Source organism: Dickeya dadantii NCPPB 898 (assembly GCF_000406145.1).
GTDB lineage: Bacteria > Pseudomonadota > Gammaproteobacteria > Enterobacterales > Enterobacteriaceae > Dickeya > Dickeya dadantii.
In genome coordinates, this window is sequence record NZ_CM001976.1 from 1,029,271 (window position 1) to 1,041,395 (window position 12,125).

Sequence of the window (12,125 nt, forward strand, 5' to 3'; positions counted from 1 at the left end):
AAGGTAGTACTTTTCGCACAGCAGATAAAAAACACCCTCAATGCTTGACTGCCGGATCACGCGATCCGTTTATTGAGATTTTATTATTCTTTTATCGCCAGGATGTGTCATATGCGCATAACGTTTAATACGTTAGGGTTTTCTTATGCCAGAAGAGCAGTAGTTTTTCACCGTATAAAAACGGATTTTCATCACAGTGGGAACGCGAAAGATAAAAAACGTTTTAAAAAGCGGTTGGTCGCCGCGCTGCTGCTGGCTCAACTGGCGGGCGCCGTATTACATCCGGTGCTGGCCGCTACTGCTGAGGATTTTCGTACTCGCGAATATATGCGTAACGGTGCGGCGCTGGATTCAATTCACGCCGCCGACGCTTACGCGCTAGGATACAGCGGCGCCGGGGTAACGGTGGGGATTATTAACCGCGTCGGCGATCTGTCCGGCAATGATGAATTTAATGGCAAAGTGGATGCCGGTTCACACTGGGTCAGCGACCCCAGCAGCGCCAGCCCGCACGGTTATTGGGTGGCCGGGGTGATTGGCGCAGAAAGGAATGGTGTCGGCATGCAGGGGGTGGCCTATAACTCGAACCTGTTAACGCTGGGGACGGATAATTCCATCAACGATCTTTTTCAAGGCATGGTCGATATGACCAACCGCCCGGACGTGAAAATCATCAGCAACAGCTGGAACTTTCTGTTTTATCCCGACCAGCTTTCCTCTTATTCCGCCGCTATGCAGGATCTACTGTTAAATACGGTGGTGTCCGCGTATACCAGCGCGGCGGATGTGCTGGCCAGTCAGGGGCAGTTGATGGTGATGTCGGCCGGGAATGAAGGGCACCTGACGCCGGCGCTGTTTGCCGCGTTGCCGACGGTGCTGGACAATAACGGTCTTCAGGACAGCATCGCCAACACCTGGATTAACGTCGTGGCGTACGATCCGTCTCAGCCCACCAGCAGCGCGGCATTCATCGCCACTTTCAGCAACCTGGCGCAGGGTGCGACCGACTACAGCCTGCTGGCGCCGGGCGTGAACGTCATAACCACCTCCACCAACAACACCTTCGTTCGGATCAACGGCACCTCGTTTTCCTCACCCTATGTCGCCGGCGTCGGCGCGCTGGTGAGTCAGGCGTATCCCTACATGAGCGGCAAGCAGATTGCCGATGTGTTGCTGTCCACCGCGACGCCGCTGAGCGGCAGTAATTTGCCGAAAGCGGTGGTGCTGGCCAACGAGCAGTATGATGAAAACCAATCGCTGACCGGCACCGCCGTCAAGGTTTACTCCACCCATACCGGCATTACGTTTACCGACGACGAACTAACCACGCTGATAAGCTCGCTGAAAATTAAAAGCCCGTACGACGGCATGACGGACGATCAGATACGGGCGGCGATTCTGAGCGCCGCCACCGATCAAAATATTACCGTTATGTCGCAGAACGACTATCAGGCGCTGTTCGGTCAGGGGGTGGTCAATGCGTTCAAAGCGGTACAAGGCCCCGGTGTGCTGAACGCCAAACGGTTGGTGGACAGCGATCTCAGCAGCGGTACCTTTGGCGGAAACTTTGCGCTCTATTCGATTGATACCAAAGGTATCGACAGCACCTGGAGCAACGATATCGGCCAGGTGAAAAACACCGCCAGCGGTAGCGCGCTGTCCGGGCTGGACGTCGGCCTGCGCAAGCAGGGGGCCGGTACGTTGTACCTGACCGGCAATGATACATTCGCCGGCCCGACCGTAGTGGAGGGCGGCAAGCTGATCGTGGGCAAGGTCGCCGGCGGCACCGGCAGTCTGGCGGGTGATGCCTGGGTGCAGTCCGGCGCGGTGCTGGGCGGGCACGGCGTCATCAACGGTTCGGTGGTGGTGCAGAATGGCGGCACGCTGTCGCCCGGTAATTCGGTCGGGACGTTGACGGTCGGCAATGTACGCTTTGACTCCGGCTCGATTTATGAATTTGAGATTGATCCGCAGGGCAACGCCGACCAATTGGTGGTGGCCAATAATGCCCAACTGGCGGGAACCGTGAAGCTGGTCGGGCAAACCACCGGACATCTGGGCGATCGGTTTGCTTTGGTGCAGGTAGGCGGAACGTTGACCGGCGCGTTCGACAAGCTGGAATCGGTCAATAACTCGCTGTTTTTGGCCGACGCGCTTAGCTACAACCCGCAAAGCGCATTCGTCAGCGTGGTGCGCAACAACGTCCGTTTCAGCGACGTGGCGCAAACCGCAAACCAGAGCGCGGTGGCGAATGCCATCGACAACCAGTCGGGCACCGCGGTACTGAGCGCCATTGCCGATCTGCAGGATGCCGACAGCGCCCGGCGCGCCTTTGATAATCTCAACGGCGAGTTTTACGCCACGGCGCGTAATGCGTTGATTCAAAACAGCCGGTCGATACGCGATACCCTGAACAGCACCATGAGCGGCGCGGGCAAAGGCGCCGAGCCCTGGGTGAGCAGTTGGGGATATGACGGCCGTCAGGATGGCGACGGCGCGCAGGCGGGTATGAAATACAATGGTTATGGTCTGCTGCTTGGCAATGGCGGGCATGTGGGGGAACAGGGGGCATTGGGGTTTGCCGTTGGGGCGGAAAAAGGGCGGATCACGATGGACGATCGCGCGTCACGCGGCGATCTGAGCGCCTACCATGCCGGCGTTTACCTGTCTGGCCGGGCGCTGGCGCTCGACCTGCGGTCCGGACTTAGTTACAGCTATATCACCCTCGACAACCAGCGCGACATCAACGTTTCCGGGCTAAATGGCCAGGCAACGGGCGATTATCGCGCCAATCTGGCGCAGGGCTTCGTCGAAGCCAGCCATCGCTTTGATTTCTTTAATACCCTGAGCGTGGAGCCGTATGGCAACACCGCCTGGGTTTGGCTACAGAATCAGAGTGGACAGGAGAGCGGGAACAGCGCGGCGCTGGCGTATGATAAGGACACCACCCACACCGCCTTTGCCACCGGCGGCCTGCGCCTGAAAGTACGGCCATTGTCACGCCTGCCGGTATCGTTGTACGGGGATATCGGCTATCAGCGTCGTTTAATCCGCGACGACAATCAGGTTCGGCTGCGCTTTGTTTCCGGCGGCGATGCCTTTACTACCGAAGGCCTGCCGCTGGCGGATAATACCCGATTGATGCGGGCGGGCGTCGCGGTGGACTTCTCCCGTAATGTCCACCTGTCGCTGGGGTATCAGGGCGATCGCGCAACCCGGGTGAAAGACGACAGCGCGCAGGCACTGTTCAGTATGGCGTTCTGACAGTATGGCATTCTGACGGCATGACGTTCTGAGCAGGCGCGCCTTCCCGGCGGGGAAGGCGCGTTGCGAGGTCAGGGCGCAGGAATGGTAAAACGACGGTGGATGGCTTCCAGTTCTGTCAGCACGTCTTCGCCGAGCGTCAGGTCAAGGCTGCCCAGATTCGTCTTTAATTGTTCCAGCGTGGTGGCGCCGAGCAGGGTGCTGGCGACAAACGGCTGCTGACGCACAAACGCCAGCGCCATCTGCGCCGGATCCAGTCCGTGTTTTTGCGCCAGCGCCACGTATTCAGCGATGGCCTGCTGGGTATGAGGCGCCGAGTAGCGCACAAAGCGGCTAAACAGCGTATTGCGTGCGCCGGCCGGTTTGGCGCCGTTTAGGTATTTGCCCGTCAATGTGCCAAACGCCAGCGGCGAGTAGGCCAGCAGCTCAACCCCTTCATGCTGGCTGATTTCCGCCAGACCGACCTCGAAGCTGCGATTCAGCAGGCTATAGGGATTCTGGATCGAGACGATGCGCGGCAGGTCGTGTTTTTCCGCCAGTTGCAGATAGCGCATCACCCCCCACGGGGTTTCGTTCGACACACCGATATAGCGGATCTTGCCAGCTCGCACCTGTTCGTTCAGCGCTTCCAGCGTTTCCAGCAGCGTGACGGCCGGTTTTTCGCTGGTGTACTGATAGCTCAGTTTGCCGAAGCTGTTGGTCTGGCGCTGCGGCCAGTGCAACTGATACAGATCGATGTAGTCGGTGTTCAGGCGCTTGAGGCTGTCGTCCAGCGCGGCGCGGATATTCTTGCGATCCAGCGCCTGCTGCGGGCGCAGGCTGTTATCGTTGCCGCGCACCGGCCCGGCGACTTTGCTGGCGATGATCAGTTTTTCGCGCCCGCCGCGGCTTTTCAGCCAGGAACCGATATAGCTTTCCGTCAGCCCCTGCGTTTCCGAACGTGGCGGAACCGGATAGATTTCCGCGGTATCAATCAGATTAACGCCGGCGGCAACCGCAAGATCCAACTGGGCGTGGGCATCCGCTTCGCTGTTCTGTTCGCCAAAGGTCATGGTGCCCAGACCCAGCGTACTGACTTCCAAACTGCTGTGGGGAATACGGTGATAGAGCATTGCAGTGTCCTTTTTATTCTTCTGAGTAACGCGGGTGCGACGGCACCGTATTTTCGACTATAACCAAGCCGTGACGAGGGGGGAAGACTCTTTGTGCGGGAAAGCCGGGCATTAATGCGGGAAAAACGATTTTCCCCCTGGCTGGGGAAGCGATGGGGATGGCGGGGCCGAACAACATCCCCGAATCTGGCCCGGCTGACGCGAATAGCCGCTTTAGCGTTCAATCACCTGGGAAATGTTGTCGTTGTTGATCTGGTGTTTTACGCCTTCTTCATCAGTATAACTGAGCAGGCCGGTAGCCGGATCCAGCGTCGGTTTTCCCTTGGTCAGTAGCATCTGGCCGTCTTTGGTGGCGATAACATAGTGGTTGGAGCAGCCGGAGAGCAGGACGACAAAAGTCAGGGCAATGGCGGTTTTTATCCGAAATCGCATGCTGAATTTACCTGTTATTTAGCAAAAAAACTGAACGTCTTTTGAGTCTAGCAAAGCATCGTCCGAGCGAGGTTAGGATTTATGGTAAAAAAATTAAAAAGATACGTAAGGATGGGGCGGGAAACGGCACGCTGGCCGTTTCCCGTGGGGGAATTAGTGTTTTTTGACCGATTTCTTGCCGCGGATCAGGTTCAGCGCCTCCACTGACATGGAGAAGAACATGGCGAAGTAGATGTAGCCTTTCGGTACGTGGATATCGACGCTTTCCAGAATCAGCGTAAAGCCGACCAGAATCAGGAACGACAACGCCAGCATTTTCACCGACGGGTGACGATCGACAAATTCGCCGATGGGGCGGGCGGAAAACATCATGACGCCGACGGCAATCACTACTGCCGCCATCATAATAAACAGATGGTCGGACAGGCCCACGGCGGTAATCACCGAATCCAGGCTGAAGATGATGTCCAGCAGCATAATCTGTACGATGGCGCCAAAGAAGGAATGCACCTGCGAGGTGTGGTCTTCCGCACCGCCTTCGATGGTTTCGTGGATTTCCTTGCTGGATTTCCAGATCAGGAACAGGCCGCCGAGGAACAGAATCAGGTCGCGGGCGGAAACTTCCTGCCCGAAAACGCTAAACAGCGGATTGGTGAGTCTGATAACCCAGGCGATGGACGCCAGCAGGCCGAGGCGCATCAGCATGGCGCCCATCAGGCCGATACGGCGGGCTTTGTTCTGCTGATGTTTGGGGAGCTTGGCGACAACCAGCGACAAAAAGATGATGTTGTCTATGCCCAGCACGATTTCCAATATGGTGAGTGTCCCCAGCGCCAGCCATGCGTTAGGGTCTGCGATCCAATCGAACATTATCTCAATGCATCCTTAAACGAAACGTAAACAACTATTATCTCTGGCCCGCTACCGTGCAGGCAAGAGGATTTAGGCTATGCCCTGCCCGGTGGGCATTACAGCAGAAAATGCCGGGCCAGTAACGGTGTAGTAAAGGTTTTCTTCAGATAAAAACCGCGCGGCAGCGTCAGAATCGGCTGCCCATGTTCGCCAATCGCTTCGGTCAGCGCCCGGCTGTTGGCGGCCTTGGGGCGTAGCTGCAACACCTCGCCGTGACGAGCGGTGATGCTTTCCACTTTGCCCAGCACGATCAAATCCATCAGCTCTTCCCAGTCCTGGCGTAACTGCCGCTCTTCCTCCGGGCTGGGGCTCCATAACAATGGCGCGCCGATACGGCGTTCTCCCAGCGGGATAGGACGCGAACCCTCCACCGGAATCCACAGCACTTTGGTCAGCTTGTGGCGCACATGGCTGCTTTCCCAGGTCACGCCGCTGTTGCCGGTTAGCGGCGCTACGCAGACAAAGGTGGTTTCCAGCGGCCGACCCTGTTCATCCACCGGGATGGTTTTCAGCTCAATGCCGATATCGGGGAAATCCTGCTCCGGCTTGCTGCCGGCGCTGGCGCCCAGAAAACGCTCCAGCAGCACGCCGATCCACCCTTTGTCTCGTTTAAGGTTGGCAGGCAGCGGCAGTTGGGCGATTCGGGCCAATTCCGCCAGCGAATAGCCGGCCAGCGCCTGCGCCCGCAGCAACAGGGCTTGTTCACTGTCCGGCGGGTTCTGGTGGGGAGTGGGTGTCTGCATGGATTGCTTATCCGTTACTGATAACAAGGGTGATTAAAAAAAGTACAGCCATAACGGAGGATAACGTCAGGCAGTCGGTTATTCGGCTGAAAAATAATAATAGCATGATTCTTTTATGATTTTTTTCCCACTCTTCACAGGGAAAAATGCGCTGCCGATTTTTGTTCATGACAAGACACCGGCAATGAACAGGATTTTACACTATGTTATCCACAGTTTTTTTGGGATAACCGGGATAACTCGGGATCACTGTTTTGATTTACAGCCTTGACGGGTGGTGCTTTTGCTGGTTTTGCTGATTTTTTGGCTGGATTTCGGCGCTTGCCTGTGGATAAAACCGGCGTAGTGCGATCTTTCGCCATTCCGAAAACCACGGCGGAATCGTGCCGCGTCAGGCGGTGGAGAAGTCGTGGAAAGACAGGGTAATTGGTTGAAAGGGAATAGCAATTTAGTGGTGGAGATCACGGCCGCGTGAAGGGTTAAATGAGTTTTACGCACTTTTTCATGATGTTCTTCACAAAGATGTCCACAGAAAAAGTGAATAAACCAGCGGAATTGCCGCATGAATGTTTATAACTTCGATCCTATCTGTGGGTTAACGGCGTTTTATCAGAGATGCGCGGGAGTGACGAGGCGGCGGCTCAAGCCGTCGATGTCCGGTGCGATCGCCGGAAGCGGCATCAATAAAAGGGATGTAAAGCGGGAGTTTACCGTCTGTCAGGAGTGTGAAACAATCGAGTCATCTTTGCATTCTAGTTTATCGAGGTAGTCCGGTGATCGACGATGATGGCTACCGCCCGAATGTTGGTATTGTAATTTGTAATCGGCAGGGTCAGGTATTGTGGGCCCGTCGCTACGGCCAGCACTCCTGGCAGTTTCCTCAAGGGGGAATCAACCCCGGAGAAAGCGCGGAACAAGCGATGTACCGCGAACTGTTCGAGGAGGTGGGGCTGCGGAAAAAGGACGTTCGTATCTTGGCTTCCACCCGAAGCTGGTTACGCTATAAATTGCCAAAACGTTTGGTGCGTTGGGATACAAAACCGGTATGTATCGGCCAAAAGCAAAAATGGTTTCTGCTACAGTTAATGTGTAATGAATCAGACATCAACATGCAAAGCAGCGGCACCCCGGAATTCGACGGGTGGCGCTGGGTGAGCTACTGGTATCCGGTGCGCCAGGTGGTGTCGTTCAAACGTGACGTTTATCGAAAGGTGATGAAGGAGTTTGTCATCGCCGTGATGCAGCTACAGGAGAATTCGGTTACCCGAATATCATCAGGAACCAGACGAAAACGAGGATAATCCGACACATCATGATGCTCACGCGACTGCGAGAAATTATTGAAAAGGTTGCGGCCGCGGCCCGGCTGAGTGATGCGTTGGATATTCTGGTGAATGAAACCTGTCTGGCGATGGATACCGAAGTCTGTTCCATCTATTTGGCCGATCACGATCGTCAATGTTATTACCTGATGGCGACGCGCGGGCTGAAAAAGCCGCGCGGCCGCACCATTACGCTGGCGTTCGGCCAGGGGATTGTCGGGCTGGTCGGCGAACGGGCGGAACCTATCAATCTGGCGGATGCGCAAAGCCACCCCAGTTTCAAATTCATTCCTGCCGTACGCGAACAGCACTTCCGCTCGTTTCTGGGCGTGCCGGTGATCCATCGGCGTCAACTGCTGGGCGTGCTGGTGGTGCAGCAGCGCGAACACCGGCAGTTCGACAAAAACGAAGAATCGTTCATGGTGACGCTGGCCACCCAGATGGCGGCCATCCTGTCCCTGTCCCAGATGAAAGCGCTGTTCGGGCAATACCGGCAGACACGCATCAAGGCGATGGCGGCCTCTTCCGGCGTGGCGATCGCTACCGGCTGGCAGGATCGCGGTCAGCCGTCGCTGGAACTGGTGTTTCCGGCCTCCAGTCTGGATAGCGATCGCGAACGATCGCGGCTGCTGATGGCGATGGAAGAGGCCGGGGCGGAGTTCCGCCGTTTCAGTAAACGTTTCAGCGCCAGCGCGCAGAAAGAGAGCGCGGCGATCTTCGATTTCTATTCCCACCTGCTCAACGACGCCCGCCTCAAACGCGAACTGTTTCAGGAGGTGGATACCGGCAGCGTCGCCGAATGGGCGGTCAAAGTGGTGATCGAGCGCTTTGCCGCGCAATTCGCCAGCCTGCAGGACCCTTACCTGCGCGATCGTTCCAGCGACTTGCGGGCGCTGGGGCAACGCCTGCTGTTCCATCTCGACGACAATGCCCAGAGCAACGGCCAGTGGCCGGAGCGCTTCATTCTGGTGGCTGACGAGCTGACCGCCACGCTGCTGGCGGAGGTGCCGCAGGAGCGTCTGGCCGGCGTGGTCGCCTATGACGGCGCCGCCAATTCCCACGCCGCCATTCTGGTGCGGGCGATGGGCATTCCCACGCTGATGGGCGCCGATATTCAACCCGAGCTGTTGCATCAGCGACTGCTGGTGCTGGATGGTTATCGCGGCGAGTTGCTGGTCGATCCGGAACCGGTGCTGGTGCAGGAGTATCAGCGCCTGCTGAGTGAGGAAAACGAACTCACCCGGCTGGCGGAAGATGACATGGAACGTCCGGCGGTGCTGAAAAGCGGCGAGCGGGTGGAAGTGATGCTCAACGCCGGTCTGAGCGCCGAGCATGAAAAGCGCTTTATCAATCAGGTGGACGGAGTCGGGTTGTATCGCACCGAAATCCCGTTCATGCTGCAAAATGGTTTCCCCTCGGAAGAGGAGCAGATGACGCAATATGAAGGCATGTTGCGGCTTTATCCGTCCCGTCCGGTGATGTTGCGCACGCTGGATATCGGTGCGGACAAGCAATTGCCTTATCTGCCCATCAGTGAGGAAAATCCCTGTCTGGGCTGGCGCGGTATCCGCGTCACGCTCGATCAGCCGGAAATTTTCATGATTCAGGTTCGCGCCATGCTGCGCGCCAACGCGCATATCGGCAACCTGAGCATTTTACTGCCGATGATCAACAGCCTGGATGAGATCGATGAGGCCAAACGGTTGATCGATCGCGCCGCGGCGGAAGTGGCGGAAATGCTTGGTTTCCCGCAGCCGCGGCCGCGCATCGGCATTATGATCGAAGTGCCGTCGGTGCTGTTCCTGTTGCCGCATCTGGCGTCCCGCATCGATTTTGTCTCCGTCGGCACCAATGACCTGACCCAGTATCTGCTGGCGGTGGATCGTAATAATCCGCATGTCGGCGCCCTGTACGACAGCCTGCATCCGTCGATGCTGCAGGCGCTAAACATGATCATCACCCATTGCCGGCAATATTCGTTGCCGGTATCGGTGTGCGGCGAGATGGCCGGCGAGCCGATGGGCGCGCTGCTGTTGATCGGGTTGGGATACCGCACGCTGAGCATGAACGGGCGTAGCGTCGCCCGCATCAAATACCTGCTGCGCCGGATTGGCGAGGACGAAGCGCGCCAGTTGGCGGGCAAGGTGCTTCAGGCGCAAACCGCCAGCGAAGTGCGCCAGTGGGCATCGATTTTCATCGAAGAGCGTGGGCTGGGCGGTCTGATTCGCGGCGGGCGTTGAGCGCGGCGTCGCCTCATTTTTCATGCCGGATTCGTGCCGGAAATGTTTACAGTTCTTTTATCCCCTCGTCGCCAACTGTTTCCGTTGGCTATGCTATCATGCGCAACCGCGGACGGCTGACGGAAGCCCTGCCTTCCTTCCGGCCCTTGAATAGCCCCGAAATCAGGGACAAAGCAACGATAATGTGGTGATCGATGACGACGAGCTATCTGGTATTTCCCCAGTTTGATCCGGTGATTTTTTCGTTAGGGCCGGTTTCCCTGCACTGGTATGGATTAATGTATTTGGTCGGGTTTGTGTTTGCCATGTGGCTGGCGGTTCGCCGGGCGAACAAACCAGGTAGCGGATGGCGCAAGGAAGAGGTGGAAAACCTGCTCTATTTCGGGTTCCTTGGCGTATTTGTGGGTGGTCGTCTGGGCTATGTGCTGTTCTACGCTTTCCCTTCGTTTCTGGATAATCCGCTCTATCTGTTCCGCGTGTGGGACGGCGGCATGTCTTTCCACGGCGGCCTGCTTGGCGTCATCACGGTCATGCTGTGGTTTGCGCATCGCACCAAACGTCATTTCTTCCAGGTGTCTGATTTCATGGCTCCGCTGATTCCGTTTGGTCTGGGCGCCGGGCGTCTGGGTAACTTTATCAATGGCGAACTGTGGGGCCGCGTTACTACCGATACACCGTGGGCGATGCTGTTTCCCGGTTCGCGCGGCGAAGACATGGCGCTGGCGGCCGGCAACCCGCAGTGGCAGGCGATTTTCAATCAATACGGCGTATTGCCTCGTCACCCGTCGCAGTTGTATGAACTGGTGCTGGAAGGGGTGGTGCTGTTTATCATTCTGAATGTGTTCATTCGCAAAGCACGCCCGATGGGCAGCGTGTCCGGCCTGTTCCTGATTGGCTACGGTTCTTTCCGCATTATTGTGGAATTCTTCCGCCAGCCGGATGCCCAACTGGGGCTGTTCGGCGGCATCAGTATGGGGCAGATTCTGTCGGTGCCGATGGTGCTGGCCGGTATTCTGATGATGGTCTGGGCGTATCGTCGCCAGTCTGCCCGGCAGTGATTGTTGTTAAAAATTAAGTCGATGAGGTGGTATGAAACAGTATCTGGAACTGATGAAAAAGGTGCTCGAAGAAGGAACTCCCAAGGATGACCGCACGGGTACGGGGACGTTATCGATTTTCGGCCATCAGATGCGTTTCAACCTGCAGGATGGTTTTCCGCTGGTGACCACCAAACGTTGCCACCTGCGTTCCATCATCCATGAGCTGTTGTGGTTTCTGAACGGCGATACCAATGTCGGCTACCTGCATGACAACAAGGTCACCATTTGGGATGAATGGGCGGATGAAAATGGCGATCTGGGGCCGGTTTACGGTAAACAGTGGCGTGCATGGGGAACGGCGGACGGCCGTCAGATAGACCAGTTGCAGACGGTGCTGAAACAGCTGAAACAGGACCCGGATTCCCGTCGCATCATCGTTTCCGCCTGGAATGTGGGCGAACTGGACAAAATGGCGTTGGCGCCCTGCCATGCGTTTTTCCAGTTTTATGTCGCGAACGGCAAGCTGTCCTGCCAGTTGTACCAGCGCTCCTGCGACATTTTCCTCGGCCTGCCGTTCAACATTGCCAGCTATGCGCTGCTGGTGCATATGATGGCACAGCAGTGTGACCTGGAGGTCGGCGATTTCGTCTGGACCGGCGGCGACACCCACCTCTACAACAACCACCTTGAACAGACGCATCTGCAGCTTAGCCGTGAGCCGCGTCCCTTACCGCGGTTGGTGATCAAACGCCGTCCGGCTTCGCTGTTTGATTACCAGTTTGACGATTTCGAGATCGAAGGTTATGACCCGCACCCTGCCATCAAGGCGCCGGTCGCGGTTTAAATCTGATCTTACCCTGATATCACCGCCCAACGGCGGATGTCGCTGACAACAGAAATGGCTGTTTTCTGTTGATTGGCCGGGCATCTTGCCGTTGGGCGGTTTTTTGTCTTATCCCCTGATTTGCGAGCCGCCGCGCAGTTTCTCTGTCGGTTGCCGTCGCCCCGCATCTTGCCTGCGAAGCGCTTCGTAACCTTATCCTCTGGCACTATTCACGCT

Annotated in this window: 9 protein-coding genes; 5 read left to right on the top strand and 4 right to left on the bottom strand. The window is 56.9% G+C overall.

Going from position 1 to position 12,125, the window contains the following annotated elements; translation table 11 throughout:
* Positions 1 to 111 precede the first annotated feature (111 nt).
* Positions 112 to 3,264 (top strand): autotransporter domain-containing protein, encoded by a 3,153-nt coding sequence (locus tag DDA898_RS05090; RefSeq protein WP_236616705.1) that lies wholly within the window; start codon positions 112 to 114, stop codon positions 3,262 to 3,264.
* 71 nt (positions 3,265 to 3,335) lie between these two features.
* Here the strand turns inward: DDA898_RS05090 and DDA898_RS05095 are convergent, their stop codons facing one another.
* From DDA898_RS05095 to mutH, 4 genes are all read right to left on the bottom strand, one after another.
* Positions 3,336 to 4,376, bottom strand: coding sequence for an NADP(H)-dependent aldo-keto reductase (locus DDA898_RS05095; RefSeq protein WP_038910438.1), 1,041 nt, complete (start codon positions 4,374 to 4,376; stop codon positions 3,336 to 3,338).
* Positions 4,377 to 4,589: 213 nt separating this feature from the next.
* The gene (locus DDA898_RS05100) at positions 4,590 to 4,808 is read right to left on the bottom strand and encodes a YgdI/YgdR family lipoprotein (RefSeq protein ID WP_038910440.1); all 219 of its coding nucleotides are present in this window, start codon (positions 4,806 to 4,808) and stop codon (positions 4,590 to 4,592) included.
* A 153-nt stretch (positions 4,809 to 4,961) separates the two neighbouring features.
* Positions 4,962 to 5,678, bottom strand: coding sequence for a TerC family protein (locus DDA898_RS05105; protein ID WP_013316715.1), 717 nt, complete (start codon positions 5,676 to 5,678; stop codon positions 4,962 to 4,964).
* Positions 5,679 to 5,776: 98 nt separating this feature from the next.
* Positions 5,777 to 6,463 carry a DNA mismatch repair endonuclease MutH gene (gene mutH / locus DDA898_RS05110; protein ID WP_013316716.1) on the bottom strand — a complete coding sequence of 229 codons (687 nt, stop codon included), beginning with the start codon at positions 6,461 to 6,463 and terminating at the stop codon, positions 5,777 to 5,779.
* Positions 6,464 to 7,236: 773 nt separating this feature from the next.
* On the opposite strand from mutH, the gene rppH reads away from it, so the two are divergent.
* The 4 genes from rppH to thyA all read left to right on the top strand — a co-directional run bounded on the left by rppH (position 7,237) and on the right by thyA (position 11,909).
* On the top strand, positions 7,237 to 7,764 hold the full coding sequence (gene rppH, locus DDA898_RS05115) for an RNA pyrophosphohydrolase (protein ID WP_013316718.1): 528 nt from the start codon (positions 7,237 to 7,239) through the stop codon (positions 7,762 to 7,764).
* A gap of 14 nt (positions 7,765 to 7,778) precedes the next feature.
* Positions 7,779 to 10,025: a phosphoenolpyruvate--protein phosphotransferase gene (gene ptsP / locus DDA898_RS05120; RefSeq protein WP_038902563.1), complete on the top strand. Its 2,247-nt coding sequence runs from the start codon at positions 7,779 to 7,781 to the stop codon at positions 10,023 to 10,025.
* A 194-nt stretch (positions 10,026 to 10,219) separates the two neighbouring features.
* The gene (gene lgt / locus DDA898_RS05125) at positions 10,220 to 11,083 is read left to right on the top strand and encodes a prolipoprotein diacylglyceryl transferase (protein ID WP_038900481.1); all 864 of its coding nucleotides are present in this window, start codon (positions 10,220 to 10,222) and stop codon (positions 11,081 to 11,083) included.
* A 31-nt stretch (positions 11,084 to 11,114) separates the two neighbouring features.
* A complete protein-coding gene (gene thyA / locus DDA898_RS05130) occupies positions 11,115 to 11,909 on the top strand; it encodes a thymidylate synthase (protein ID WP_013316721.1) in 795 nt (264 codons plus the stop codon).
* Positions 11,910 to 12,125 lie beyond the last annotated feature (216 nt).